At 66.3% G+C, this 26057-nt stretch carries 24 protein-coding genes; 10 read left to right on the top strand and 14 right to left on the bottom strand.

The window, feature by feature from the left end:
* Window positions 1-165 precede the first annotated feature (165 nt).
* Window positions 166-1581: a metallophosphoesterase gene (locus AC1DIX_RS02745; protein WP_477321836.1), complete on the bottom strand. Its 1416-nt coding sequence runs from the start codon at window positions 1579-1581 to the stop codon at window positions 166-168.
* 187 nt (window positions 1582-1768) lie between these two features.
* On the opposite strand from AC1DIX_RS02745, the gene AC1DIX_RS02740 reads away from it, so the two are divergent.
* The 6 genes from AC1DIX_RS02740 to AC1DIX_RS02715 all read left to right on the top strand — a co-directional run bounded on the left by AC1DIX_RS02740 (window position 1769) and on the right by AC1DIX_RS02715 (window position 7543).
* Complete coding sequence (locus AC1DIX_RS02740; RefSeq protein WP_477321834.1) at window positions 1769-4216, top strand: TonB-dependent receptor plug domain-containing protein; 2448 nt, start codon at window positions 1769-1771, stop codon at window positions 4214-4216.
* A 122-nt stretch (window positions 4217-4338) separates the two neighbouring features.
* The gene (locus AC1DIX_RS02735) at window positions 4339-4881 is read left to right on the top strand and encodes a gamma carbonic anhydrase family protein (RefSeq protein WP_477321832.1); all 543 of its coding nucleotides are present in this window, start codon (window positions 4339-4341) and stop codon (window positions 4879-4881) included.
* Between the two features lies 1 nt (window position 4882).
* On the top strand, window positions 4883-5515 hold the full coding sequence (locus tag AC1DIX_RS02730; protein ID WP_477321830.1) for a helix-turn-helix transcriptional regulator: 633 nt from the start codon (window positions 4883-4885) through the stop codon (window positions 5513-5515).
* Window positions 5512-6204, top strand: coding sequence for an HAD family hydrolase (locus AC1DIX_RS02725; protein ID WP_477321828.1), 693 nt, complete (start codon window positions 5512-5514; stop codon window positions 6202-6204). Before AC1DIX_RS02730 ends, AC1DIX_RS02725 begins: the two co-directional genes overlap by 4 nt.
* A complete protein-coding gene (locus AC1DIX_RS02720; RefSeq protein WP_477321826.1) occupies window positions 6201-6719 on the top strand; it encodes a YbaK/prolyl-tRNA synthetase associated domain-containing protein in 519 nt (172 codons plus the stop codon). Before AC1DIX_RS02725 ends, AC1DIX_RS02720 begins: the two co-directional genes overlap by 4 nt.
* Window positions 6720-6826: 107 nt before the next feature.
* The gene (locus tag AC1DIX_RS02715) at window positions 6827-7543 is read left to right on the top strand and encodes a hypothetical protein (protein WP_477321824.1); all 717 of its coding nucleotides are present in this window, start codon (window positions 6827-6829) and stop codon (window positions 7541-7543) included.
* A gap of 60 nt (window positions 7544-7603) precedes the next feature.
* Here the strand turns inward: AC1DIX_RS02715 and AC1DIX_RS02710 are convergent, their stop codons facing one another.
* Genes AC1DIX_RS02710 through cyoA form a run of 7 tightly spaced genes read right to left on the bottom strand, consistent with a single transcriptional unit; the run spans window position 7604 to window position 14397 of the window.
* Window positions 7604-8164, bottom strand: a complete 561-nt coding sequence (locus AC1DIX_RS02710) for a response regulator transcription factor (RefSeq protein WP_442121436.1) — start codon at window positions 8162-8164, stop codon at window positions 7604-7606.
* A gap of 19 nt (window positions 8165-8183) precedes the next feature.
* Window positions 8184-9491, bottom strand: a complete 1308-nt coding sequence (locus AC1DIX_RS02705) for an ATP-binding protein (RefSeq protein ID WP_477321822.1) — start codon at window positions 9489-9491, stop codon at window positions 8184-8186.
* Window positions 9475-10296, bottom strand: coding sequence for an SURF1 family protein (locus AC1DIX_RS02700; RefSeq protein WP_477321820.1), 822 nt, complete (start codon window positions 10294-10296; stop codon window positions 9475-9477). Before AC1DIX_RS02700 ends, AC1DIX_RS02705 begins: the two co-directional genes overlap by 17 nt.
* Window positions 10297-10314: 18 nt before the next feature.
* The gene (gene cyoD / locus AC1DIX_RS02695; RefSeq protein ID WP_442121439.1) at window positions 10315-10740 is read right to left on the bottom strand and encodes a cytochrome o ubiquinol oxidase subunit IV; all 426 of its coding nucleotides are present in this window, start codon (window positions 10738-10740) and stop codon (window positions 10315-10317) included.
* Window positions 10737-11372 (bottom strand): cytochrome o ubiquinol oxidase subunit III, encoded by a 636-nt coding sequence (gene cyoC / locus AC1DIX_RS02690; RefSeq protein ID WP_442121440.1) that lies wholly within the window; start codon window positions 11370-11372, stop codon window positions 10737-10739. The genes cyoD and cyoC overlap by 4 nt, the downstream gene beginning before the upstream one ends.
* Window positions 11365-13368, bottom strand: a complete 2004-nt coding sequence (gene cyoB, locus AC1DIX_RS02685) for a cytochrome o ubiquinol oxidase subunit I (RefSeq protein ID WP_477321818.1) — start codon at window positions 13366-13368, stop codon at window positions 11365-11367. Before cyoB ends, cyoC begins: the two co-directional genes overlap by 8 nt.
* Before the next feature lie 3 nt (window positions 13369-13371).
* A complete protein-coding gene (gene cyoA, locus AC1DIX_RS02680; RefSeq protein ID WP_442121442.1) occupies window positions 13372-14397 on the bottom strand; it encodes a ubiquinol oxidase subunit II in 1026 nt (341 codons plus the stop codon).
* A gap of 165 nt (window positions 14398-14562) precedes the next feature.
* Here cyoA and AC1DIX_RS02675 point away from each other — a divergent pair, with 165 nt between their 5' ends.
* A complete protein-coding gene (locus AC1DIX_RS02675; protein ID WP_442121443.1) occupies window positions 14563-15909 on the top strand; it encodes an MFS transporter in 1347 nt (448 codons plus the stop codon).
* A 162-nt stretch (window positions 15910-16071) separates the two neighbouring features.
* Window positions 16072-17667 (top strand): EAL domain-containing protein, encoded by a 1596-nt coding sequence (locus AC1DIX_RS02670; RefSeq protein ID WP_477321816.1) that lies wholly within the window; start codon window positions 16072-16074, stop codon window positions 17665-17667.
* A gap of 15 nt (window positions 17668-17682) precedes the next feature.
* Here AC1DIX_RS02670 and AC1DIX_RS02665 read toward each other — a convergent pair whose 3' ends face one another.
* Window positions 17683-17808, bottom strand: a complete 126-nt coding sequence (locus tag AC1DIX_RS02665; protein WP_477321814.1) for a hypothetical protein — start codon at window positions 17806-17808, stop codon at window positions 17683-17685.
* A gap of 360 nt (window positions 17809-18168) precedes the next feature.
* On the opposite strand from AC1DIX_RS02665, the gene AC1DIX_RS02660 reads away from it, so the two are divergent.
* Together AC1DIX_RS02660 and AC1DIX_RS02655 are read left to right on the top strand one after the other, a co-directional pair.
* Window positions 18169-18669, top strand: a complete 501-nt coding sequence (locus tag AC1DIX_RS02660; RefSeq protein ID WP_477251315.1) for an arsinothricin resistance N-acetyltransferase ArsN1 family B — start codon at window positions 18169-18171, stop codon at window positions 18667-18669.
* Between the two features lie 150 nt (window positions 18670-18819).
* The gene (locus AC1DIX_RS02655; RefSeq protein WP_442121448.1) at window positions 18820-19398 is read left to right on the top strand and encodes a hemerythrin domain-containing protein; all 579 of its coding nucleotides are present in this window, start codon (window positions 18820-18822) and stop codon (window positions 19396-19398) included.
* A gap of 147 nt (window positions 19399-19545) precedes the next feature.
* On the opposite strand, the gene AC1DIX_RS02650 is transcribed toward AC1DIX_RS02655, so the two are convergent.
* The 5 genes from AC1DIX_RS02650 to AC1DIX_RS02630 all read right to left on the bottom strand — a co-directional run bounded on the left by AC1DIX_RS02650 (window position 19546) and on the right by AC1DIX_RS02630 (window position 25923).
* The gene (locus AC1DIX_RS02650) at window positions 19546-21930 is read right to left on the bottom strand and encodes a sensor domain-containing protein (RefSeq protein ID WP_477321812.1); all 2385 of its coding nucleotides are present in this window, start codon (window positions 21928-21930) and stop codon (window positions 19546-19548) included.
* Window positions 21931-22014: 84 nt separating this feature from the next.
* A complete protein-coding gene (locus tag AC1DIX_RS02645) occupies window positions 22015-22755 on the bottom strand; it encodes an LrgB family protein (protein ID WP_477321810.1) in 741 nt (246 codons plus the stop codon).
* Window positions 22748-23107 carry a CidA/LrgA family protein gene (locus AC1DIX_RS02640; RefSeq protein ID WP_442121451.1) on the bottom strand — a complete coding sequence of 120 codons (360 nt, stop codon included), beginning with the start codon at window positions 23105-23107 and terminating at the stop codon, window positions 22748-22750. Before AC1DIX_RS02640 ends, AC1DIX_RS02645 begins: the two co-directional genes overlap by 8 nt.
* A 50-nt stretch (window positions 23108-23157) precedes the next feature.
* Complete coding sequence (locus AC1DIX_RS02635) at window positions 23158-25101, bottom strand: methyl-accepting chemotaxis protein (protein WP_477321808.1); 1944 nt, start codon at window positions 25099-25101, stop codon at window positions 23158-23160.
* 9 nt (window positions 25102-25110) lie between these two features.
* Entirely contained in the window at window positions 25111-25923 is an 813-nt protein-coding gene (locus tag AC1DIX_RS02630; RefSeq protein WP_477321806.1) for a TorF family putative porin, read from the bottom strand.
* Between the last annotated feature and the right edge of the window lie 134 nt (window positions 25924-26057).

Genomic DNA, 26057 nt, shown 5'->3' with positions numbered 1-26057 from the left:
CTCCCGGACCAGCCGGGAGCTGAAGAGATACAAAGTATCCTCATCGCTGATCACGAAGACGGGCCGGCTCAGCGCCGACCGCCCCGCTCACACTCCAATTGTGACATAAATTATGTGTTGCAGGCAATCACATTTGAGCAAATACATCTTGCATTACAGAAAAGCTCAGTGTTGTACCATGCGCGGCACCTGCGGCAGCGCACAGTGCGAACGGCGTCCCTCGACGCTGCAGGTATTCCGTTCCTTGCCGTCGCGGTCGTGGATCGCCACCGACCAGCGCGCCGGGCCCGTCCTTTCCATGGTCATGAAGCCGAAGCCGTCGATCCAGGAACTCATGGACTCGACGATGGCCCCCGGCGCCGGGGTGGTGCCCGGCGCGACCCTGACCGGCAGCGGCACGATGTCCTCGGCGGTACCGGCGAAGCCGCTGACGAACTGGGTCGGATGATCGGACGAGAAGCTGACCTGCTCCCACAGGTGGACGTGGCCCGACAACAGGACGTCGACGTTCGCCGGCAAGAGCCGCGGCTGGATGGCGCCGAAGGCCTGGATCAGGCCGGCGTCGCCGCCGAACAGGCTGATCGCGCCGGTCTTCTTGTCCTCGGTGGCGCCGAAGCCGTACAGCGGGTGATGATCGACCGCGATGGTGTGGCGGGCTTTCGACGACAGCGCCTCGATCTTGCGGTAGGTGTCGGAATATTTCTCGATCCGGACGTCGCCGGGCTTGAAGCCTTTATAGCTCGTATTCGCGCTGTCGAACACCAGCAGCTGGGCGTCGCCGCCGAGCGGCACGGTGTAGGGGTCGGTATAGTCGCCGGTCTCGTCCCTGGCCGGGTCGTCGCAGCTCGATTCCGGACGCAGTGGGCGCGGATCGAGGAAGCGCCACCAGCCCTGGCCGCCACGCGCACAGTTCTCGTGGTTGCCGCGCGCGACCACCCAGGGCGCCGCCTTCAGCAGGGTCGTCGCCGGGGCGAAGAAGTCGGCCTTCCACGCATCCCAGCCATAGCCGAAGGGACTGCCGGCGCAGCCCGGGCGGTCGGCCGGACAAGGATCTTCGCGGTAGTGAAAATCGCCGACGTGGATCACCAGGTCCGGCTTCCAGGCGGCCGCGCTGGCGGCGACCCTGGCGAAGGGGAAGGCTTCCGGATCGTTACAGTCCTGGAATTCCTTGCCCTTCAGGCGGCAGCCGGTGTCGCCGATCACCACGATGCGTTTCGGCTCGGGCACCGGCAGCGGCAGCGCGCGGCCGGCCACCAGCACGCTGCGCACACCCGCCGGCAGCGGCGCTTCGCAGCTCTGCACCGGCGACGACACGGCCACAGGGCGATCCTTCGCCTCGCCGGCCTGGGGCCGCGGCGGAATCGGCGACAGGGGCGAGCGCACCGCCATCGGTGCGGATTTGCCGTCGATCTCGATGGCCGGGCAGCTGGCCGCCGTGGTGATGGCGCGGGCCGTCGCCATGCCGTCGTCGCCGAGGATCACGAAGGCGGATTCCACTCGTTCGCCGGCCGGCTGCATGCCGGCGCAACCGGCCAGGATGGCCGCACTCAGGGCGGCCAGGGGAAAGCGTTGAAATGACATGGGCGTTCGGTAAACGGAAAATTGACAATTTACCACACCCACCATGCATAAGATTTCCTAATGCAACCTGGCGCTTATCCCATCTGAGTATAAGCATAATCCGAAACGTTATTGGTCAGCCAATTTTCAGTCTGTTAAGCTCCCCACCCTCCCAGCCTTTGTGCTGTGCAACATTAATGAGAAGAACATGAGCGTCAAATATTCCCGTTCGAACCCCGCGCGCGCCCTGCTCGCCCTGAGCCTGATCGCCTCCGCCCTGCCCGCCGCCCGCGCCCAGGACGGCGCCGCCGCCAATACCGGCAACACCGCCGCCGATGCCGGCGGCCAGATGCAATCGGTGGTCGTCACCGGCACCCGCTCGCTGAACCGCCGCACGCTCGAGACCGAATCGCCGGTCGACGTCATCGGCAGCAAGGAACTCTTGAGCACCGGCTCGAGCGAGCTGGCCACCGTGCTGTCGCGCCTGCTGCCGTCGATGAACTTCCCCCACCCGACCGGCGCCGACGCCAGCGACGCCGTGCGCCCGGCCCAGCTGCGCGGCCTGTCGCCGGACCAGACCCTGGTGCTGGTGAACGGCAAGCGCCGCCATACCTCGGCCGTTGTGAACGTCAACGGTACCCTGGGCCGCGGCTCGGCCCCGGTCGACCTGAACGCCATCCCGCTGGCCGCGATCGACCACATCGAAGTACTGCGCGACGGCGCCGCCGCGCAATACGGCTCGGACGCCATCGCCGGCGTCGTCAACATCATCCTCAAGAAGGGCGCCGACGGCGGCGATGCCGAGATCCAGTACGGCGAATACGACAAGGGCGACGGCGAACAGACCACGGTGCGCGGCTCGACCGGCTTCCGGCTGGGCGACAAGGGCTGGGTGCGCGTGGCCCTGGAAGCCGCCAACCGCAACCCGACCAACCGCGCTTTCGCCGACCCGCGCCCCGAGGCCGGTCCGCGCCAGGGCACCATCACCCAGCGCTACGGCGATCCGGACAGCCGTCCGCGCACCCTGTTCGTCAACAGCCAGTACGCCATCAACGACGACATCGACTGGTACGCCTTCGCCAACTACGGCGAGCGCAAGACCTCGTCGGCCGCCACCTGGCGCACCGCCTACACCACGCCGTTCAACGCCGCCAGACCGGTGCAGCGTTCGGCGCTCTACCCGGAAGGCTTCCTGCCGCTGGAAGACAGCAAGTCGACCGACTCCTCGGTCGTGACCGGCCTGCGCGGCGAGCTGGCAGGCTGGCGCTGGGATGCGAGCCTGAACTACGGCCGCAACCGCTTCAGTCTGGACGTCGACAACACCACCAACCTGAGTGCCGGCTTCCCGAATCCCTCGCAGACCAGCTTCTACGCCGGCAAGCTGAGCTCGACCCAGGAACTGTTCAACCTGGACGTCGCGCGCGACATTCCGGTATCAATGATGGCCGGTCCGCTGACCGTGGCGCTGGGCCTTGAAGCCCGCCACGAATCGTATGAGATCGGCGCCGGCGAACCGAATTCCTACTTCGGCGGCGGCGCCCAGGGCTTCTCCGGCTTCCGTCCCGAGAACGCCGGCAAGAACAGCCGCAACAACCAGTCGCTCTACCTGAACCTGGAAGGCGACATCACCAAGAAGCTGTCCGGCTCCCTGGCCGTGCGCCACGAGCGCTACAGCGACTTCGGCAACACGACCTCGGGCAAGGCCTCGGCGCGCTACGCCTTCACGCCGGCATTCGCGCTGCGCGGCACGGTGTCGAACGGCTTCCGCGCACCCTCGCTGGCCCAGGAGTACTACACCATCACGACCACCAACTTCCTGGTGATCAACGGCCAGAACACGCCGATCGAAACCGGCACCTTCCCGGTCAACAGCGCCGCCGCCCAGGCCCTCGGCGCCCAGCCGCTGAAGCCCGAGCGCGCCCGCAACCTGAGCCTCGGCGCCCAGTGGCAGCCGATCCGCAACTGGACCACCACCGTCGACCTCTACCGCATCGACATCGACGACCGCATCATCTTCTCGTCGAACCTGCAGCTCTCGAGCGCCGCGGCCGCCGGCCTCAACACGGCGCTGCAGAACCGCGGCATCTTCGTCGGCGCGGCGCGCTATTTCACCAACGCCGTCGACACCCGCACCAAGGGCGTGGACCTGGTCAGCACCTACCGCATGAACCTGGCCCAGGGCGCGCGCGCCGACTTCACCCTGGCCTACAACCACAACGACAACGAAGTCCGCCACGTGGCCGCCACCCCGGCCGTGCTGTCCAACGCCAATCTGGTGCTGGCCGACCGCCAGACCGTGAATCGTCTCACGGTGGGTTCGCCGAAGGACAAGCTGACCCTGGCGGGCGATTACACCCGCGGCCAATGGAGCGGCCACGCCAACGTGACGCGTTACGGAAAATTCACCGTCCCGCAGAACAATGTGGCGCTGGACCAGACCTACGATCCGCAATGGGTGCTGGACGTCTCGGCTTCCGTGCGCGTGGCCAGCAACTGGCGCGTGACCCTGGGCATCGACAACCTGACCAACCGCTATCCCGCGCAAGTGACGGCTAGCGGCAACCTGAACGTGAACGGCACCCAGCCCTACAGCGTGTGGGCGCCGAACGGTTTCAATGGCCGCTTCTTCTACGGCAAGGTGGGATATACCTGGTAAGGTTTGCTGGTTTCAGCCTGCGAACGGCGGACTCCGGTCTGCCGTTTTCATTCCGGCTTGCGGTATAAGGCGCCATTTGGCAAAATGTCCGGACTTAGACATTTATTCCAGAGAGCCCGGACATGCCAATCTCGAACTACCTCGACGCCTTCCCCGCCCTCGACGAGCGCGTCTACATCCACCCATCCGCCCAGGTGATCGGCAATGTCCGGCTCGGCGCGGATTCCTCGGTATGGTGCAACACCGTGCTGCGGGGCGACGTCAACGACATCGTGATCGGCCGCTGCAGCAACGTCCAGGACTTCGCGATGGGCCACGTCTCGCACCGGTCGACCATGAAGCCTGACGGCTCTCCGCTCGTCATCGGTGACTACGTCACCGTGGGCCACTCGGTGATCCTGCACGGCTGCCGGATCGGCAACGAATGCCTGATCGGCATGGGCAGCATCGTAATGGACGACGTGGTGGTGCAGGACCATGTGATGATCGGCGCCGGCAGCCTGGTGTCGCCGAACAAAATACTGGAAAGTGGATTCCTGTATATTGGACGACCGGCAGTCAAGGTCCGCGCCCTGACCGAGGCCGAGATCGCCTACCTGCGCTACTCGGCCGAGCATTATGTGCGCGTCAAGGACAACTACCTCAAGGGCCCGGACCGTGCCTGAGATGCCCAAGCCATCCGAGACCCAGGCCTCGCTGATCGAACAGGTCCGGCAGATTGCCGCCGGCCTCGCCCAGACCTTCGCGCCCTTCTGCGAGGTGGTCGTGCACGACCTGCGCGATCCCCAGCATGCCGTGCTCGCCATCCACAACAACCTGTCCGGCCGCGCCGCCAGCGACCCCGCCACGGAGTTGGGCCTGGCGCGCATTGCCGACCCGGACTATCCGCAGATCGTGGCGAATTACACCAACCAGTTCGCCGACGGCCGCCCCGCCAAGAGCACCTCGATCGGCATCAGGGACGCCGATGGCCGCTACGTGGCCGCCCTCTGCCTGAACGTCGACCTGACCCTGTTCCGCTCGATGCGGAACGCGCTCGAACAGTTCACCGCCACCGATGCCTCGCCGCTGCAGGAATCCCTCGACCCGGCCAACGCCGAGGCGATCCGGCGCCGCATCGACCAGTACGCGGCCAGCCTGGCATCGTCGCCTCAGTTCCTGAAGGCCGACGAGCGCCGCGCGCTGATGCGCGAGCTGAAGGCCGGCGGCTTCCTCGAGATCCGGCGCGCCATGGAGATCGCCGCTACCCACCTGGGCATTTCGCGCGCCACCGCCTACAACGACATCAGCAGGCAATGATCAAGGCAATCCTGTGGGACAACGACGGCGTCCTGTGCGACACCGAGCGCCTGTTCTTCGAAGCGAACCGCCGCGTCCTCGAGGCCCACGGCCTGGCCCTCACCCACGCGCAATACGTGGCCTGGTACCTCGAACGGAACCACGGTGCCTGGCACGTGCTGCGCGCCCGCGGCTACGACGACGGAAGGATCGCGGAAGTCCGCACCGCCCGCGACGACTGCTATGCGCAACTGCTGTCGGATGCGCCGGGCCTGTGCTTCGAGGGCGTCGAAGCGATGCTGGCGCGCCTGGCGCGGCGCGTACCGATGTGCATCGTGACCGCCTCGTTTGCAGAACACATCGAACTCGCCCACCGCGCCGGCAAGGCCCTCGACCACATCGGCCACATCGTCGCCCGCGCGGACGGCCAGCGGCCCAAGCCGCATCCGGACGCCTATCTGCATGCGCTTGACAAGCTTGGCCTGCGCGCCGAGGACTGCGTCGCGGTCGAGGATTCGCCGCGCGGGCTGGCCGCCGCCCGCGCCGCCGGCCTGCGCTGCATCGTCCTGCGCAGCGCGCTGCTGGCCGGCTATCCCTTCGACGGCGCCTGGCGCGTGGTGGGCTCGCATCGCGAACTCGAGGCCGAACTCGCGCGTGAACTCGATGCTCTCCTCCCCTCCGAACCACTCTTTCAAACGGCATCCGCATGACTGAATTATCGACTCCGCCCGGCGTCGGCTCCACGCCCGTCTTCCTCAAACTGGTCGCGCTGCTCGACGCCGGCGCGGCCGGCTACCGGGTCATCGAGCACCCGGCCGCCGGCAAGTCCGAAGAAGTCGCCCGCATCCGCGGCACGGAGGTCGGCCAGGGCGCCAAGGCCATGGCCTGCAAGCTGCAGATACCGGATGCGCCGGCGAAGCACGTGCTGGCGGTGCTGGCCGCCGACCGCCAGCTCGACCTGGCCGCCCTCGCCGCGCACTTCGGCGCCAGGCGCGCCAGCCTGATGAGCCCGAGGGAGATCGCCGCCATGACCGGCTGCGTCCTCGGCGCGATTCCGCCCTTCTCCTTCCACTCCGAGCTGCAGCTGGTGGCGGATCCCGACCTGTTCGAACGCTATCGCGAGATCGTCTTCAACGCCGGCCGGCTGGATGCCTCGATGGTCCTCGACGCCGGCGATTACCTGCGCATCGCGCGGCCGGAGCTGGTGCGGATCCGCCAGCTCTGAGCCCGGCAACAAGCGGCCCCACCTGTGGGGGAAGCGGCGTCCGGTGCATTGCCATGCGTACCGACGGGAGATATCGTGCAGCCATCGCAGCTCCCGAATATCGGACAATGAACGAGGACACCATGACCCGCACCGCTTCCCGGATCGCCGCAATGCTTACCGCAGGCGCCTGCCTGCTCTCGATGAACGCCGCCCACGCCCAGCTGTCCGCCCTCGGCGGCCTGGCCAGCAGCATCGGCGGCATGCTGGCCGGCGGCGCGAATCCGCTAGCCGGCACCGACGCCTACGACGTCGACGGCTTCGTGCGCAAGAGCGCCGAATTGTCGGAGATCGCCGGCCGTTCGGTCACCGCGATCAACGCCGCCTTCGCCAACGAAGAACAACTGAGCACCAAGCGCGCCGCCCTGGCCGCGATCGCGCAGCTGGCCGACCCGAAGGAACGCGCGGCCCGCTACAGCGCCCTGTACGATGCGGAAGCCAGCGAGACCAGGCGCCTGATCGATTCCGGCGACATGGAAAAGCGCATGGCCGCGCTGGACGGCGAAAAAAAGAAACTGATCGGCCAGGCCCTGCTGAATTTCGCGATCGGCGCCCTGCAGGCCGCCGACCTGGGCCGCCAGGGCAAGGCGATGGCGTCCCAGGCCGGCATGAACCCGATGGAGCTGGCGCGGATGGCGCCGGTGAAGGATGCGATTCCGATGCTGGCCAAGGTGGCCTTCGACGTGTCCGGCTTCATGGGGACGGTGGTAAAGCTGGCGCGCGGTGCGGATATCGCGGTGCCCAAGGTGGGGGCGGATAGCAAGGCGGTGGTGTTGAACGTCTAGTTCGTCGTGCCGGGCATTGCCCGACCCGACTTCCCGCGAAAGCGGGAACGACGGGACACACTATTTGACTCGCTGCTTCTCCAGCTTCCGCGCCAGCGTCCGCCGGTGCATCCCCAGCCGCCGGGCCGCCTCGGAGATATTGAAATCGGTCTCGGCCAGCACCGCGTGAATGTGCTCCCACTCCAGGGTCTTGATCGAGGTCGAGCGCTTGGTCAGCTCCAGCTCCGTATTCCCGGCCACGTGGCCGAAGGCCGCTTCGATGTCGTCCGTATTGGACGGCTTGGCCAGGTACTGGCTGGCCCCCAGCTTGATCGCCTCGACCGCGGTACCGATGCTGGCGAAGCCGGTCAGGACCACGATCAGCATCTCGTCGTCATGGGCATGCAGCATCTGCACACAGGCCAGGCCGGAGCTGTTGCCCTTCAGCTTCAGGTCAACCACCGCATAGCCGGGGCTGTGCTCCTTCAGCAGCGCCTCGGCCTCCTCCAGGCCCGGCGCGTGCAGCACCCGGTAGCCGCGCCGCTCGAAGGAGCGGCCGAGGGTGCGCGCGAAGGCGTCGTCGTCCTCGATGATCAGCAGCAGGCGGTCTTCGATATCTTCAAGTTCTTCGATACTGGACATGTTCGTGTTCTTGTCGTCTTCACTCGTTGGCGAGGGCGATCGCCTTCAACGGCAGGGTCAGCGTAACCTTGGCCCCGCCCTCCGCCCGGTTGGTCACCGCCACCGTGCCGCCCAGGGTACGCGCCACGTTCACCACCAGGAACAGGCCCAGGCCGCCGCCCGGCCGGCCCTTGGTGGAATGATAGGGCTTGCCGTAGTTGACCAGCATGGCCGGCGTGAAGCCCGGCCCCCGGTCCAGCACCGACAGCACCAGGATGCCGTTCTCGACCTCGGCTTCCAGCTGCAACCAGTCGGGCGAGGCTTCCAGCGCGTTGTCGAGCACATTGTCGATCATCTGCTTGAGGGCTTCGTCGAAGGCCACCGGCRGGTCCTGCTCGATCCGGTTCACGTAGTCGAAGGCGCGTACCGGGCGGCTGTCCTGCCAGTCCTCGACCAGGTCGTCGAGGAAGTCGCGGATCGTGGTGCGGATCGCCGATTCGCCGCGCGCTTCCCCTGCCGACAATAATATCCCGCTGACGATGGATTTGCAGCGCTTGAGCTGGGTTTGCATCTCGTCGATCTCGGCCAGCAGGTCCGGATTCGACTTGAACTCGCGCATGCGCTTCCAGTCGCCGAGGATCACCGACAGGGTCGCCAGCGGGGTGCCGAGTTCGTGGGCCGCGCCCGAGGCCAGCAGACCCATGCGCACGATGTGCTCTTCCTCGGCGGCGCGCTGGTTCAGCGCCGCCAGCTGGGCCGCCTTGCCGCGCAGGGTGTTGCTGATGCGCGAGATGAAGACTACCAGCAGCGCGGCGTTCAGCACGAAGCAGATCAGCATGCCCTGCACGTACAGGCTGGAGATGCCGCGGGCGTGGTCGAAGGGCAGCGCCAGCGGCTTGGCGAAGATGGATAGTCCGGCCAGGCACAGCAACGTGATGCCGACGATGGTCCAGGTCGACCAGGCTTCCAGCAGCACCGCCGACAGGATCACCTGCAGCAGGTACAGGAAGGCGAAGGGATTGGTGGTGCCGCCCGACAGGTAGAGCTGCATGGTCAGGCTGGCGACGTCGACCAGCAGGGCCAGGAACAGCTCGTTGTTGGTGACGGGACGGTGTTCGTGCCAGCGCAGGTGGCTGGCGACGTTGAAGGCGATCAGGCAGGCCAGCACTTCGAGCATCTGCACCAGCGGCAGCTTGACGTCGAAGATCAGGATCGCGCCCGCGATCGTGGTGATCTGGCCGATGACGGCGATCCAGCGCAGCTCGATCAGCTGCAGCATGTTCTTGTGGCCGGCGACGTATTCGACGTCGGCGGCGGTGTTCTTCAGTAGCTCAGTGGTCGTCGTCATCATTCCCGGTCTTGCCCGATCGCGATCCGGCGCCGCGCGTGGTGTACCACCATGCGCCCGCCACCATCAAGGCCAGAGCATACCAAGTGAGGGCATAGACCAGGTGGCTGTTGTGGAAACCGACGACCGTGAGGCCGCCCTGCGGTTGGTCGGGCGAGCCGGGCGGGTTCTGGCCGGCGGCGGCGTCGATGAAGAACGGCGCCGTGAGCGAGCTGGGCAGGCCGCGGGCGGCCGCGATCCGGGCCACGTCGCGCGAGTACCAGCGGTTGGCGGCGGCATCGTTGGAGCGGGTGAAGGCACCGCCCTTCTCGCTGATGCGCAGCAGGCCGACCAGCTGGACCGCGCCGCCGGCATTGGTGGCGCAGGGATAGCCCTCGGATTTGCGCGGCGCGTAGCGGGTGCGCGCGCCGGGTTCGGCGGGAATGAAGCCGCGATTGACGAGGATGACGTGGCCGTCCGCGGTGCACAGAGGCGTCAGCAGCCAATAGCCGCTGCCCTGCTCGGTGAGCGCCTGGACCGGCGTCGTGTATTCGTAGAGATAGGTGCCGGCGACCTGTACCCGGCGGTATTCGTCGGAGCCGGCGGTGATGCCTTCCCAGCGCGCGCTTGGCGGCGGCGCCACCGGGGCGGCGTGCACGCGTGCGTTCACGCGGGCGATCAGGTCCAGTTTCCATTGCAGGCGGTAGACCTGCCAGGTGCCCAGACCTGCGAACAGCACGATCAGCAGCAGCGCCAGGATTCCCAGGATGATGCGCGGGGCCTTCCGGGCGGTACTGGCCGCCGCTGTCTGATCGTTTACTTCCATCTACTGCTTACTGTCTCTTTACTGCATGTCGTGCATGCCGTGCACGGCGGAGCCATCGTTGCCCATGTTCGGCATCATGTTGGCGTTCATGTGGTACATGACCCAGATCGAACCGGTCAGCACGATGAACAGCAGGATGACGGTGAGCAGCATTGCCATCATGTTCCAGCCGCCCTCGGACTTCGAGTTCATGTGCAGGAAGTAGATCATGTGCACGACCAGCTGGACGCCGGCGAAGGCCAGGATCACGGCCTTGGTGGTGCCGGGCGCCAGCTGGTGGGTCATCACCAGCCAGAACGGGATCGCGGTCAGGATCACCGACAGGATGAAACCGATCGAGTAATCCTTCAGGCTGCCGTGGGCTTCCATGTGGTCGTGGTGGTCGATGCCGTGGCCGTGCGCGTGGTCGTCATGGCCGTGAGCGTGGGTGTGGTGATCGCTCATGGCAGAACTCCCATCAGGTAGACAAAGGTGAATACGCCGATCCAGACGACGTCCAGGAAGTGCCAGAACATCGACAGGCAGGCGAGACGGCGGTAGTTGGCACCGGTGATGCCGTGCTTGCCGACCTGGACCATCAGCGTGACCAGCCACACGATACCGAAGGTCACGTGCAGGCCGTGGGTGCCGACCAGCGAGAAGAACGCGGTCAGGAAGCCCGAACGCCACGGGCCGAAGCCCTCGTGGATCAGGTGCGAGAACTCGTACAGTTCCAGGCCCAGGAAGCAGGCGCCCAGCACGCCGGTGATGGCCAGCCAGAGCTGGGTCTTGCCCAGGTCTTTCTTCTGCGCGGCCAGCATCGCGAAGCCGTAGGTGATCGACGAGAACAGCAGGAAGGCCGTGTTGATGGCCACCAGCGGCAGCTCGAAGATCTCGGCGCCCGACGGGCCGCCCGCGTAGTTGCGGCCCAGGACTGCATAGGTCGCGAACAGGCAGGCGAAGATGAGGCAGTCGCTCATCAGGTAGATCCAGAAACCGAGCAGGGTGCCGTTTTCCGGGTGATGCTCGCGCACGTAGTAGCGCGAGCTGATGTCGGCGCCGGTGGCGCTGACGGTGTTGGTATTAATGTCAGACATGGGCTTCCAGCAGTCGGGTATGGGCTTCTTCCGTACGTGCCACTTCTTCCGCGGGGATGTAGWAGTCACGCTTGTAGTTGAACGTGTGGTAGATGGTCACGGCGATCGTCGCAACGAAGGACAGTGCCACCAGCAGCCACATGTGCCAGATGATGCCGAAACCGAGCACGAAGGTGACCATCGGGATCACCGGACCTGCCCAGGTGTTGGCCGGCATGTGGATCGGCACGAAGCCGTTCAGCGGGCGCTTGTAGCCGGCTTTCTTCATGTCGGCCCAGGTGTCGTTGTCATGCACGACCGGGGTGAACGCGAAGTTGTAGGCCGGCGGCGGCGACGAGGTGGCCCATTCCAGGGTACGGCCGTCCCACGGGTCGCCGGTCACGTCGCGCAGCTTCTTGCGGTCGCGGACCGAAACGAAGACTTGCATCAGCAGGCAGGCGATACCGGCGGCGATCATCAGGGTGCCCAGCAGCGAAACCTGGAACAGCCAGTGGATCGACGGATCGTCGAAGTGGCTCACGCGGCGGGTCACGCCCATGAAGCCCAGGATGTACGGCGGGGTGAAGGCGACCCAGAAGCCGATCGACCACAGCCAGAAGGAGCGCACGCCCCAGGTACGGTCCAGCTTGTAGCCRAACATCTTCGGCCACCAGTAGTTCACGCCGGCGAACAGGCCGAACAGCACACCGCCGATGATGACGTTGTGGAAGTGGGCGATCAGGAACAGCGAGTTGTGCAGCACGAAGTCGGCCGGCGGGACCGCCAGCATCACGCCGGTCATGCCGCCGATGGTGAAGGTGATCATGAAGGACACGGTCCACATCATCGGCAGTTCATAGCGGATGCGGCCCTTGTACATGGTGAACAGCCAGTTGAACAGCTTGGCGCCGGTCGGGATCGAGATGATCATCGTGGTGATGCCGAAGAACGAGTTCACGCTCGCGCCCGAGCCCATCGTGAAGAAGTGGTGCAGCCACACGAGGTAGGACAGGACCATGATCACGCAGGTCGCGTACACCATCGAGGTGTAGCCGAACAGGCGCTTGTTGCAGAAGGTCGCGACGACTTCCGAGAAGATGCCGAAGGCCGGCAGGATCAGGATGTATACCTCCGGGTGGCCCCAGATCCAGATCAGGTTCACGTACATCATGGCGTTGCCGCCCAGTTCGTTCGTGAAGAAGTGGGTGTCGAACAGACGGTCCAGGCCCAGCATCGCCAGGGTGGCGGTCAGGATCGGGAAGGCCATCACGATCAGGATGTTGGTGCACAGTGCGGTCCAGGTGAACACCGGCATCTTCATCAGTTCCATGCCGGGGGCGCGCATCTTGACGATGGTGACCACCAGGTTGATACCGGACAGCAGCGTACCCACACCCGCGATCTGCAAGGACCAGATGTAGTAGTCCACCCCGACGTCCGGGCTGGCCAGGATGCCGGACAGCGGCGGATAGGCCAGCCAGCCGGTGCGGGCGAATTCGCCGACGAACAGCGAGGCCATCACCAGCACGGCGCCCATGGTGGTCATCCAGAACGAGAAGTTGTTCAGGAACGGGAAGGCGACGTCGCGCGCGCCGATCTGCAGCGGCACCACGTAGTTCATCAGGCCCGTCACCAGCGGCATCGCCACGAAGAAGATCATGATCACGCCGTGGGCGGTGAAGACCTGGTCGTAGTGGTGCGGCGGCAGGAAGCCGTGCGAATCGCCGAACGAGAACGCCTGCTGGGCGCGCATCATCAGCGCGTCGGCAAAGCCGCGCAGGAACATGATCAGACCGAGGATCATGTACATGATGCCGATCTTCTTGTGGTCGATACTGGTGAACCACTCGCTCCAGAGATAGCCCCACAGCTTGAATTTGGTGATCGCTCCCAGGACGACGATGCCGCCCAGGACCACCGCGATAAAGGTAGCGATCAGGATCGGCTCGTGGTAGGGAATCGCTTCCCAGCTGAGCCGACCGAAGATCAACTTCGCTAAGTCAAATTGCTCGTGCATGATTTACTTCTTCTTCACAGATTCATCGGGCGTGGTGCAGACTTCGCCGTTGTTGGCCTGGGCCAGGCGGGTCGCTGCCGCGTGTTGGGGCATCCGGTTCATCGCCATCTCGCGCGCCTTGCGGGCGTCGTCCATCATCATCTTGTCCATGCAGACGGCGCCGTCGGCGACGCAGCGGTTCAGGATGCGATAGTAGAGGTCGTCATCGACGCCGCCATAGTGGCGGACCGGATCCTTGATGCTCGGCTTCTCCAGCACCAGGTAGTTGGTGCGGTCGAGCTTGGCGGTGCCGGTGCTCTTGACCTGCTGCACCCAGGCGTCGAAATCGGCCTGCGGCACGCCGCGGTAGCCGAACTTCATGTCCGAATAGCCGGCGCCGCTGTAGTTGGACGAGATGCCGACCGACTGCACCGGCTTGTTCTGCACCGCATTCAGCGCGGTCTCCATGCCCGGCATCGCGTAGATCATGCCGGCCAGTTCGGGAACGTAGAACGCATTCATGACCGAGGTCGCGCTGATCTTGAAGCGCACCGGCACGTCGACCGGGACCACCAGTTCGTTCACGGTGGCGATGCCCTGCTCCGGATAGATGAACAGCCACTTCCAGTCCATGGCGACGGCCTGCACCACGAGCGGCTTGGCGGTTGCGGGGATCGGGCGGCCTTCGGCGAGGCGGTCGAGCGGACGGTAGGGGTCGAGCTTGTGGGTGTAGATCCAGGTCACCAGGCCCAGCACGATGATGATCAGGAGCGGTGCGCCCCAGATCACCAGTTCGAGCTTGGTCGAGTGGTCCCAGTCCGGCAGGTACTCGGCTTCGGTATTGCTGGCGCGGTATTTACGGGCGAACCAGACAACGAGGATCAGCACCGGTACGATAATCAACAACATCAGGACCACCGAGACGATGATCAGATGCGCCTGCTGCTTTGCTATGTCACCGGACGGGTTCATCACCACCGTATTGCAGCCGGCAAGGGCCGCCAGCAGGGGTGTGAGAAGCAATCCGCGACTTACGGTCTTAGGAATCATGCTTGTGTTTTACGTTACATGGGAAAGATAACATGCTAATGTAACGCCAACGGTGCACGTTTGGCGATTGGACGTTTTGTCCCACCCTTCGCGCTTTTGTTGTCGACGTTTCATCCTGAAGGGGCCCAGGCCCAAAAGTGTCATCGAGACCAAAGGAGACGAAATATGCAGCAGAACACCACGACGTACGGCGACGCAGCCGCCGCTCCGATCACCGCGCCAAACAGCGGTGCCCGTAACATCAATTCCCGCGATACGGCCATCGCCCCGGGTGACATCGCCGTCGGCGTGGTCATCGGGCGAGCCTCGGAATACTTCGACTTCTTCGTCTACGCGATCGCTTCCGCGCTCGTATTCCCGGCGGTGTTCTTCCCGTTTGCCGACCGCCTCGAGGGAACCCTGTACTCCTTCGCCATCTTCGCCCTTGCGTATATTGCAAGGCCGATCGGCACCGTCATCTTCATGGCCATCCAGCGCCACTTCAGCCGCGAAATCAAGCTGACCATCGCCCTGTTCATGCTCGGTACGGCCACCGTCGCCGTCTCCGCCCTGCCGACCTACTCGCGCTGGGGCGAATGGGCCATCATTTCGCTCGCCATCCTGCGCCTGGGCCAGGGTTTCGCGCTCGGCGGGACCTGGGACGGCCTGCCTTCGCTGCTCGCGCTGAACGCGCCTGAACACAAGCGTGGATGGTACGCGATGTTGGGACAACTTGGCGCACCGGTCGGATTCATCATCGCAGCCGGCATATTTTCCTACCTGATGGCCGAGCTGTCGCAGGACGATTTCCTGGTCTGGGGCTGGCGCTTTCCCTTCTATGTAGCCTTCGCGATCAACGTGGTCGCGCTGTTCGCCCGCCTGCGCCTGGTCTCGACCCCGGACTACACCCACCTGCTGGACGAGCACCAGCTGGACCCGGTGCCGGTGCGCGAAGTGGTCGGCAAGCAGGGCGGCACCATCGTGCTGGGCGCCCTCGCCGCCCTGGCCAGCTATGCGCTGTTCCATGTGGTGACCGTGTTCCCGCTGTCCTGGCTGCAGCTCTACGACACCCGCTCGATGGCGGAATTCCTGCAGATCCAGATGTGGGGCGGCGGACTGGCCATCGTCGGCGTGCTGGCCTCGGGCCTGATCGCCGATAAATTCGGGCGCCGCAATACCCTGGGCACCCTGGCCGCGCTGATCGCCCTGTTCGCCGGTTTCGTGCCGACCCTGATGGACGGCGGCGTGGCCGGCCAGAACACCTTCATCCTGATCGGTTTCCTGCTGCTGGGCATGTCCTACGGCCAGGCCGCCGGCGCCGTCACCTCCAACTTCCTGGCCGAGTACCGCTACACCGGCGCCGCCCTGACCTCCGACCTCGCCTGGCTGGTGGGCGCCGCCTTCGCGCCGCTGGTCGCACTGGGCCTGGCCGCCAACTACGGCCTCGGCTTCGTCAGCCTCTACCTGCTGTCGGGCGCGGTCGCATCGCTGGCGGCGCTGAGCGTGAACCGCGCGCTGGAGATCCGGAACTGAAGCTAGAGTAAACAGCAGCAGAGCTTCTGCCCCGGCGCCGACCGGGGCATTTTTTTGCGCGCTGCGGATTTTCTCTCCCCGCTATAATCGAACTGTACGGGCCTCTCCAGCCCGGCAGCGCCGGTACCGGTGCCAGCGCCGCACCCCGGGGAGGGGATGATCATGCGCAGACGGTTCACGTTCGCTCTCACGCTGCTGCTGGCGCTGGCGGTGATGTTCCTGCCGCCCTGGCTGGCCCTGCAGGAGGCGCAGCGCCAGGCCTTCGATGCCGAATCCTCGCTCACCCTCGCCTACGCCCACGACGTCCTGCACCGCACCGACGAGACCGCGCGCCAGGCGCTGGCCGCCATCAAGGTGCTGGTCAACTCCGGCCTCGATCCCTGCTCCAGCGGCGCACGCGCCCTGATGCGCGAGATCGACCTGACCTCGACCTACCTGCAGGCGATCGGCTACGTGCGCAACGGCGAGCTGGCCTGCTCGTCCATGACCGGGCCGCCGGTCCCGCTCGGCCCCGTGGCCTTCCAGACCTCCACCGGGTTCGACCTCTATCTCGACATCCCGATCCGCACCACCTACGGCCACCCGCTGATGGCGATTTCGCGCGACCACTACGCCGCCCTCATCCACCGCGACCTGCCGCTCGACATCTGGACCAACACGCCCGGGGTGTCGCTGGCCTCGGTTCACCTCGAACGCCGCCGCGCCAGCCTGCAGCACGGCTACATCGATCCGGCCTGGATCGACCGGCTCGGCAGCAACGGCAGCGTGACCTTCAACGACGGCCACCACCTCGTGACCATCGCCCGCTCGCACAGCTTCCTCACCGCCGCCATCGTCGCCATCCCCATCGCCAACATGCAGGCCCGCTACACCGAGATCGCCGGGCGCCTGGTGCCGGCCGGCGTCTTCGTCGGCCTGGCCGGCGCCGCCGCGGTGCTGCTGCTGGCGCGCCAGCAGATGTCGCTGATCGCCGCCCTCCGCACCGGCCTGCGGCGCGGCCAGTTCTATATGGAGTACCAGCCGCTGATCGAATTGCGCAGTGGCGCCTGCGTGGGCGTCGAGGCGCTGCTGCGCTGGCGCGACGGCGCCGGCGAGCTGGTGCCGCCCGAGGTCTTCATCCCGGTGGCCGAATCGGCGGGCGTGATCGGCAGGCTGACCGAGCGCGTGCTGGAACTGGTCTGCCACGACGCCGGGCAGTTCCTGGCCGGCCATCCGGGCTTCCACGTGGCGATCAACCTGTCGCCGGCGGATCTGCAGTCGACCGTCATCGTCGGCCTGCTGGACAAGCTGATGTCGCGCTGCGGCGCCGGGCCGAGCAACTTGATCGTCGAGATCACCGAACGCGGATTCGTGCACCGGGATTCGGCGCGCGAAGTGATCGCCGCCCTGCACGCGCGCGGAATCGAGGTGGCGATCGACGATTTCGGCACCGGCTATTCGAGCCTGTCCTACCTGGAGTCGCTCGACCTCGACTTCCTGAAGATCGACCGCTCCTTCATCGAATCGATCGGCACCGCGGCGCCGACCAGCCAGGTGGTCAGCCACATCATCGGGATGGCGCACAACCTTGAGCTGAGGATGATCGCCGAAGGGGTCGAGAACCACGAGCAGGCCACCTTCCTGCGCGTGCGCGGCGTGAACTTCGCGCAGGGCTGGCTGTTCGGCCGGCCCGGCAGCTTCGAGCATGCGGCCGACCTGCACCGCGCGGCGCTGGCGGCGCGCCAGTTGCGAACCTTGCCGCAGCCGGACGACGCCTGAGCCGAGTCCTTGCGCTCAGCCCAGCGCCGTATCCAGCACCGTCATCAGGATGAAGCCGAGGATCAGCGCCACGCTGGCCCAGGTGCCATGGCCGTTCCGGTGCGACTCCGGCACCACGTCGTTGGCGATCACGAACAGCACGCACCGGCCGCCGCCGCCAGGGCGAAGGGCAGCAGCCCGGCCGCGACGCCGATCAGGGCCACGCCGGCCACCGCCGCCACCGGCTCGATCAGGCCGGAGGCCACGCCCAGCGCGGTGGAAAGCCCGCGGCCGTAGCCGACGATCCATGTTCGCAGGCTTGCAGTGACCGGTAATCAGCGTGTCCGCCGTGCTTGTGTAGGACTCGGAGCGACAAGCTGTTGATGTAATCCAATAGCAATGTAATAATTCAATTTAACCAGGCAATAGTTTAGATCTATCGCCGCGATAGCTTTCTTTGCTAGGACTCCTTGGCACCCTATAGAAAAACCCAATCCGCTTCATAGGCTTAGACTATCCACCATGCATACGACAAGCACCCTGCGCGACGCCCTCCCCGCCGATGCCGCCGCCATCGCGGCCATCTACAACCATTACGTCGAAACCACCGTCATTTCGATGGAGAACGATCCGATCGACACGGCCGAGATGGCGCGCCGCATTGCCGCGATCCAGGACGCCGCCCTCCCCTGGATCGTGCTGGTCGAAGACGGCCGCGTGTGCGCCTACGCCTACGCGAGCATGTGGCGGGCCCGGCCCGGCTACCGGCACGCGGTGGAGTCCAGCGTGTATGTCGATCCGGAGCTGCGCGGGCGCGGCCACGGCCGGGCCCTCTACCGCGCCCTGCTGGCGCGCCTGCAGGGACGCTTCCACACGGTCATCGGCGGCATCGCCCTGCCGAACGCCGCCAGCATCGCCCTGCACGAGCGCATGGGTTTCCGCCAGGTCGCCTGCTTCCATGAAGTCGGCCACAAGTTCGGGGCCTGGGTCGACGTCGGCTACTGGCAGTTGAGCCTGCAGTAATATTGCAGCGCCGAGTGACGGCCTGGACGGGCCGGAACCTGCGCCCTGCGCTGACATCCGCCCGCGTCGCGCTCCTACGCGGCAGCCATGGCGCGCACTCTAAGATTCATCCATCCGACGACAAATCGCATCTCAATCGAGGAGAAGATGATGTTTTCTCTGAACAAACTCAGCCCGTCCATCACCGACATGATCCGTTTCGATCACTCGCACGTGATGGTGACCTTCCACCAGTACACCAGGGACAAGCGCCCGAGCGTCAAGAAGGCGCTGGCCGAAACTATCTGCGACGCCCTGGAGATCCACGCCACCCTGGAAGAGGAAATCTTCTACCCGGTGATGCGCGCGCGCGCCGCTGACCAGAAAGTCATGGAAAAGAGCGAGCCGGAGCATATGGAAATGCGCCGCATCATCGATGAGCTGCGCCGCACCGATCCGCGCGACACCCGCCACGACGAGCTGCTGTTCGAGCTGATGCGCGACGTCCAGCACCACGTGGCCGACGAGGAAACCGTGCTGCTGCCGGAAGCCGAACAGACCCTCAGCAAGGAACGCCTGTCGGAACTGGGCAGCGAGATGACCAAGCGGCGCCTGCAGCTGGTCACGCCGAAGGCCGGCAGGATCGCCAGGAACACCGCGGTCGGCTTCTCCGGCAGCACCGCCGCCATCGTCATGGGCGTGGCCGGAGCCCTGTTCGCGGCCCGCGCCATCACCCGCAAGCCGGCCTGAGGGCAGGCCAGGTACACCGCCCGACCTGGCGGACTCTCCGTTCTTCGCAGCGGCAACGCCGTTGCGCTCCCCCGGCAGCGGCCTGACCGCTGCTGCCAAGCCCGCCGCCCGTCAACGCGGCGGGCGCCCGCTCCCCTCGAATTCCCATCACGCGTGCAAGCGAACGCCGCGGCTCAGCATGTCAGCCAGCGCCGCCTGCGACAGCGCCGGGCTGAAATAAAAGCCCTGCATCTGGTCGCAATCGTGGTCGCGCAGGAAAGCCAGCTGTTCGCGGGTCTCGACGCCTTCGGCGATCACCTTCAGTTGCAGGCTGTGGCCCAGCGCGATGATGGCGCGCGTGATCACGCCGTGGCCGTCGTCGATGCCGCCGCCGAGGAAAGAGCGGTCGATCTTGATGTGGTCGACCGGGAAGGCCTGCAGCTGGCTCAGGCTCGAATAGCCGGTGCCGAAATCGTCGATCGACAGCCGCACGCCGAGCGCCTTCAGCCGCGCCAGCACTTCCTTCGCCTCGTCGGGACGGTCCATCAGCAGGCTTTCCGTCACCTCCAGCTCCAGGCAGGACGGCGACACCTGGTGCCGCTCCAGGCTTTCCATCACGCGCTCGACGAACTGGCGGTGGCGCAGCTGGCGCAGCGACAGGTTCACGGAGATGACGAAATCGTGCTCGCCCAGGTCGCCGATGGCCCGCAGCGCGCCGCAGGCTTCCTCGATCACCCATTCGCCCAGCGGCACGATCAGCCCGGTCTGCTCGGCCACGGGGATGAAGCTGTCCGGTCCGATCAGCCCGCGCTCCGGATGGTTCCAGCGCAACAGCGCCTCGGCGCCCACCATGCGGCCGCTGCGCAGGTCGACCTTGGGCTGGTAGCCCAGCACCATTTCGTGGTTGCCGATCGCGCGGCCCAGGCTGGCCTCCAGCAGCAGGTGCTGGTGCACCAGGCGGTTCAATTCGGCCGAATAGAACTGGCAGTTGTTCTTGCCCAGGCTCTTGGCGTGGTACATGGCGGCGTCGGCGGCGCGCATCACCTTGTCGACCGTGCTGCCGTCGCGCGGGAACAGTGCCACGCCGATGCTGGTGCTGGGCACGATCTCCTTGCCGCCCACCAGCACCGGGCTGCCGACGCTGCGGCGGATCCGCTCCACCAGGTCGGCCACCTGCTCCGCGCCGCCCTGGTCGTTGATCACGAGGACGAACTCGTCGCCGCCGACCCGCGCCACCGTGTCCTCCTCGCGCATATTGGCGCGCAGGCGCCCGGCGGTCTCGATCAGGACGGCGTCGCCGATGTCGTGGCCGAGGTTGTCGTTGATGTACTTGAAGTTGTCGAGGTCGAGAAAGGCCAGCGCGCCGACCATGCGGTTGCGCGCGGCAAACTGGATCGCCTGCTTCAGCCGTTCCTGCAGCAGGGTGCGGTTGGCCAGGCCGGTCAGCGGATCGTGGTGGGCCAGGTGGTGCAGGCGGCGTTCGTAGTGGCGCGCCTCGGTAATGTCGTTGATGACGGCGACGAAGTGGGTGACCTCGCCGTCGGCATTGCGCACCGGGTCGATGCGCAGCTCGTTCCAGAACAACTGGCCGTTCTTCCTGGCGTTGCGCAGCACCGCGTGCACACTTTCGCGACGCTGCAGGGCTTCGTGGATGCGCCGGTGCTCGTCGACGTCGCAGCCCTCGATGCGCATGAAGCGCGGATCGCGGCCCTTGATCTCGCCCAGCGTATAGCCGGTAACGCGCTCGAAGGCCGGGTTGACGTACTCGATGCGGTTCTCGCTGCCTTCGCAGCAAGTGATGCAGATGGCGTTCACGCTGGCGTAGATGGCGCGCTCGCGCACCTTCAGCACGTGCTCGGCGCGCTTGCGCGCGGTGATGTCCAGGCCGGTGCCGAACACGCAGGGCAGGCTGCCCAGGCTGGTACGGCAGCACTGGAACAGGAAACTGGTACGCTTGCCGTGCTTGCCGATCAGTTCCGCCTCATGCCAGGAACTCCCGGCGTCGAAGGCGTCCAGGATCTTCTGCACGATCTCGGCGCGGCAGGCCGGCTCGAAAAAGTACTTGACCTCGACCGTCGGCAGCTCCTCGCTCTCCATTTCCAGGGCCTGCTCGAGCTGGTGGTTCCACAGCAGCAGGCGGCCGCTCTGGTCGATCACGTAGAACACACAGGGCAGGCCTTCGATGATGTCGTTGACCGGCAGGTCCTGGATCAGGGAGTAGCGCGACGGCGCGGTGGCGCCGCGCGGCACCACGATGATGCTGTAGCTGCCCGGTTGTTCGGGATCGAGGGATTGCGGCGCCACCGTCACGCGCACCGGCAGGCGGCGGCCGTCGGCGCAGACGAGATTGCCGACACTGTCGATATCGACGCGGGCTTCGACCGACAATGCGTGGCCGCCGGCATCGTCGAACTCGATCAGCTGGTCGAGGGTACGGCCGTGCATCTCGGCGGCCGAATAACCGGCCAGCTTTTCGCAAGCCCGGTTCCAGCTCATGATCGTGCCGTGTACATCGGCGACGAAGACGGCAAGCGGCAATGGTGAGAGGTTCAATATGTCCTCCTGGAACAGCCAGGCTGGAATCATCATACGCCGCCGCAGCGCCGGCGGCGCGCGATACACGTTCAGAATCCAGGCTCAATGCCCCATCCAGCCCAGCAGCGCCGGCACCAGCCAGGGCGCCACCAGCGCGGTCAGCACGCCGTTCAGTCCCATGCCCAGCCCCGCATAGGCGCCCATCTCGGGGCTGACCTGGAAGGCGCGCGCGGTGCCGATGCCGTGCGCCGCCACGCCCAGCGCCAGGCCGCGCGCCGCATGCGATTCGACCCGCAGGGCGTTCATCAGGAAGCGCCCGCTGATGGCGCCGAAGATCCCGGTGCCGATCACCAGCACCGCGGTCAGCGCGGGAATGCCGCCCAGGCGTTCCGACACCGCCATCGCGATCGGCGTGGTGGCCGACTTCGGCGCGATGGTGCGCGCCAGCTCGGGCGAAGCGCCCAGCAGCAGCGCCACCAGCACCGCGCTGACGATTGCCGTGACGCAGCCGCACAGCAGCGCGCACACCAGTGGCAGCAGGCTGCGGCGCAGCCGCGGCACCTGGCGCGCCAGCGGCACCGCCAGCGCCACCGTGGCCGGGCCGAGCAGGAAGTGCACGAACTGGGCGCCGGCAAAGTAGCGCTGGTAGGACATGCCGCTGGCCACCAGCAGCAGGCTGATGATGGCGATCGAGATCGCCACCGGATTCGCCAGCGGAGAGAAGCCGCAGCGCGCGAACACCCATTGCGCGAACACGTAGGCGCACAGGGTCAGGGTAAGGCCCAGCAGCGGCGAGGCGGACAGGTAGACCCAGAAGTGGGTCAGTTCCTCGAAATTAAACATCGGCGCCGTCCTCCTTCGGGCGCGGCATCAGGACCTTCAGCACCAGCGCCGTCACCGCCAGCGTGGCCAGGGTGCTGACCACCACCGAGGCGCCGATCGCCAGCCACTGCCCGCTCCCGCTCGACGCCGCGACCACGATACCGACCCCGGCCGGCACGAACAGCAGCGACAGGTGGCGCAGCAGCTCGTTGGCGCCGGCCTCCACCACGTCCTGCAGGCGCGGTAAGGCGACCAGGGCGGCCAGCAGCAGCAGCATGCCGGTCACCGGCCCGGGGACGGGCCAGCCGAACAGGAACACCAGGCCTTCGCCCAGGCATTGGAACACCAGCAGAACGGCAAATGCGGACAGCAAGGCTTCCTCCCGAATCTCATCGATTCGGCGAGGATAGCAGTTATCGGCGCTCAGGCGCGGGCTTCGATCCGGAACTTGCCGACCAGTCCGACCAGCAGCGATGCCTGGTCCTGCAAGCTGGCGGCGGCGGCGGCGGCCTGCTCGACCAGGGCGGCGTTCTGCTGGGTCGCGCCGTCCATCTGCACGATCGCCGCATTGACCTGGGCAATGCCGTTGCTCTGTTCCGCGCTGGCGGCGCTGATCTCGGCGACGATCGCGCTGACCCGGCGCACGCTGTCCACCACCTGCTCCATGGTCATGCCGGCTTCACCCACCAGGGTGGCGCCGGTGCCGACCTTGGCCGCCGAATCCCCGATCAGGCCCTTGATTTCCTTCGCCGCCGCGGCCGAGCGCTGGGCCAGGTTGCGCACTTCGGAGGCCACCACGGCAAAGCCGCGGCCCTGCTCGCCGGCGCGCGCCGCTTCGACSGCGGCGTTGAGCGCCAGGATATTGGTCTGGAAGGCGATGCCGTCGATCACCGAGATGATCTCGACGATGCGTCCGGAGGCCGCGCTGATCGCATCCATGGTCTCGACCACGCGCGCGACCGCCGCGCCCCCGCTGGCGGCGGTGTCGGCGGCGGCCTGGGCCAGCCGGCGCGCTTCCCTAGCGTTGTCGGCGTTCTGCTTCACGGTCGAGGTCAGCTCCTCCATCGAGGCCGCGGTTTCCTCCAGAGCGCTGGCCTGTTGTTCGGTCCGGTCCGACAGGTCGGCATTGCCCTGCCTGATCTCGTGGCTGGCCGAAGCCACATTGTCCGAGCTGTGGCGCACCTGGGCCAGCACGTCCTGGATCCTGGCCACGAAGCCGTTGAACCCGGCGGCGATGGCCGCCAGCTCGTCCCTGCCCTTGACCTCGAGGCGCACCGTGAGGTCGGCATTGCCGCTCGCGAGGCCGCTCATGGTGCTTCCCAGCACGCGCAGCGGCCGGGTCAGGCGGTTCAGGACCGAGATCATCACCGCGGCGGCCAGCGCGGCGGACAGCAGCGCGGCGACCAGGGTCTCGTGCAGCAACCTGCGGGCGTCCGCCGTGGCCACGCTCTGCGGGAACACCAGCTGCACCGACCAGGGCGCGATGTCGGCATGCAGGCGCAGCGGCTGCAGCAGGTGCACCATGCCGGCGGCGTCGACGAATTCATAAGTCTTTCCGTCGCGGACCGCCGCCAGGCCGGCCGCCGGAATGTCGGCCGCCTTCTTGCCGTTGCGCGCCGCCTCCGGATGGCTGGCGTACAGGCCGCCGTTCGACACCAGCGACAGACTGCCGCCGCTGATGGCTTTCATGCCGCCGAGGATATCGCCCAGGCGGGTCAGCATGAAATCGGCGCTGGCCGTGCCCTTGAACTCGCCGTCGATCAGGATCGGCGCCACCAGCGACGCCATCTGCACCTGCTTGCCGCCGACCGGATAGGCATAAGGCTCGGTGAAGAACAGGCGCCGCGTGCGCTTCGGCACGTCGTACCAGTCGTTGGCGCCGGGGGCGTCCGAGAACACGATCGGCTCGACGTGCACGCTGCTCCCGCTGCGGGTGTAATAAGGCATGTAGCGCCCGCTGGCATCGTATTCGGGCTGCTTGCCGGCGTACTCGGCGTCCTTGCCGTCCAGCGCACCGGGCTCCCAGGTGACGGCGGCGCCGACCAGGTCCTCGGAACCGAGCAGCGTTCCTTTCGTCATCTCGCCGATCTGCGGCCGCGCCAGGGTCATGCCGGCGCCGCGGGTCGCACGCATGGCGGCGGCCAGGTTGGCGACCGCGCTGAGATTGGCGCCGATGCGGGCCCGCACCGCTTCGGCGGCTTCGCGCGCCGCGGTACGGGCCAGCTGCATGCTGGCGGCTTCCGCGCTGCGGCTGCCGCGCACGCCGATCACGGTGGCGGTGACGGCCAGGCTGAGGATTACGAGTGCGGTCGCGGTCAGGCAGATCCGCGCGTTCAGCGACAGGGAGGACAGGACTTTATTCGACATGGTGCTGGTTCAGAAAGTACGGGTTAGGGACAGGACCAGGGCGCGGCGGGCCACGTTCGAGAACGCGGGGCGGCCGTCGCCGCGCGGGACGCCGGTGGTGTAGCGATCGTAGATGCCGGCGCCGCCGAAGGCGCGGGTGACATTCAACGCAGCGACCCAGCCGCCCTCGAACTTCTTGCTGAGGCCGGCGCGCAGGTCGCGCCAGTTCCAGATCCCGTTGCCGGCGCCCGCCACCCGGCCGTCGCCGGCATGCAGTTGCAGTGCCAGCGCGTGGCCGAGCTCATGTTCGGCGCCGACGTCCAGGTAGCCGGTGCCGCGCGCATCCTGGATGCCGAAGAAATCGCGGCTGAAGGTGTAGTTGTATTTGGCGTACAGGGATTTCCAGCTCAGGCCGGCCTGCACTTCGCCGTAGTCGTAGCTGGTGCCGGTGGCGGAGACGCGTGCGCCCGGATACTTGTACCAGGTGAGCGTGGCGTTGTAGCCGAACGGACCGGCGGTGCCGGCATAGCCGGCGTAGAGGTCCAGTTCCATCGATCCGTTTTCGACGAAGCGCTCGTCGATGCTCGAGGCCCAGGCCCCGGCACTCCAGCCGCGCGGCCCCGCATAGTCGAGCCCGGCCTGGACGGCTGGACGGCCCCAGGACTGGCGGATGCCGCGTGAGACATACTGCGAGACCACGCTGACTGTGGCGCTGACGGGGGACGCCTCTTCGGAGGCAGCGGAATCGCCGGCGCTGCAGTGGCCGGCAACAAGGAAGCTGGCGAGCAGCGGAACGGCGGGAAGTTGGGAGAATCGCATGACGGCTGTGAGAATTGATGCCATGCGGAAATTCTAGGTGGTGCAGGTGAGAATGTGCGTATTTCCACACGGAAAAAATCACATTTCGCTTCGGGATGCGACGTCAACACAACACTTTTTATTGTTTTTGATAACAAGGTGAAAAATTATTCTGGCAT

Source organism: Massilia sp. 05N420, from assembly GCF_056397205.1.
This window is presented reverse-complemented; position numbering and strand designations above follow the sequence as displayed.

Coding starts and splice junctions, on each gene's coding strand:
- AC1DIX_RS02745 (WP_477321836.1), bottom strand. CDS start 1,581: ATGTCATTTCAACGCTTTCCCCTGGCCGCCCTGAGTGCGGCCATCCTG.
- AC1DIX_RS02740 (WP_477321834.1), top strand. CDS start 1,769: ATGAGCGTCAAATATTCCCGTTCGAACCCCGCGCGCGCCCTGCTCGCC.
- AC1DIX_RS02735 (WP_477321832.1), top strand. CDS start 4,339: ATGCCAATCTCGAACTACCTCGACGCCTTCCCCGCCCTCGACGAGCGC.
- AC1DIX_RS02730 (WP_477321830.1), top strand. CDS start 4,883: ATGCCCAAGCCATCCGAGACCCAGGCCTCGCTGATCGAACAGGTCCGG.
- AC1DIX_RS02725 (WP_477321828.1), top strand. CDS start 5,512: ATGATCAAGGCAATCCTGTGGGACAACGACGGCGTCCTGTGCGACACC.
- AC1DIX_RS02720 (WP_477321826.1), top strand. CDS start 6,201: ATGACTGAATTATCGACTCCGCCCGGCGTCGGCTCCACGCCCGTCTTC.
- AC1DIX_RS02715 (WP_477321824.1), top strand. CDS start 6,827: ATGAACGAGGACACCATGACCCGCACCGCTTCCCGGATCGCCGCAATG.
- AC1DIX_RS02710 (WP_442121436.1), bottom strand. CDS start 8,164: ATGTCCAGTATCGAAGAACTTGAAGATATCGAAGACCGCCTGCTGCTG.
- AC1DIX_RS02700 (WP_477321820.1), bottom strand. CDS start 10,296: ATGGAAGTAAACGATCAGACAGCGGCGGCCAGTACCGCCCGGAAGGCC.
- cyoD (WP_442121439.1), bottom strand. CDS start 10,740: ATGAGCGATCACCACACCCACGCTCACGGCCATGACGACCACGCGCAC.
- cyoC (WP_442121440.1), bottom strand. CDS start 11,372: ATGTCTGACATTAATACCAACACCGTCAGCGCCACCGGCGCCGACATC.
- cyoA (WP_442121442.1), bottom strand. CDS start 14,397: ATGATTCCTAAGACCGTAAGTCGCGGATTGCTTCTCACACCCCTGCTG.
- AC1DIX_RS02675 (WP_442121443.1), top strand. CDS start 14,563: ATGCAGCAGAACACCACGACGTACGGCGACGCAGCCGCCGCTCCGATC.
- AC1DIX_RS02670 (WP_477321816.1), top strand. CDS start 16,072: ATGCGCAGACGGTTCACGTTCGCTCTCACGCTGCTGCTGGCGCTGGCG.
- AC1DIX_RS02660 (WP_477251315.1), top strand. CDS start 18,169: ATGCATACGACAAGCACCCTGCGCGACGCCCTCCCCGCCGATGCCGCC.
- AC1DIX_RS02655 (WP_442121448.1), top strand. CDS start 18,820: ATGTTTTCTCTGAACAAACTCAGCCCGTCCATCACCGACATGATCCGT.
- AC1DIX_RS02645 (WP_477321810.1), bottom strand. CDS start 22,755: ATGTTTAATTTCGAGGAACTGACCCACTTCTGGGTCTACCTGTCCGCC.
- AC1DIX_RS02630 (WP_477321806.1), bottom strand. CDS start 25,923: ATGGCATCAATTCTCACAGCCGTCATGCGATTCTCCCAACTTCCCGCC.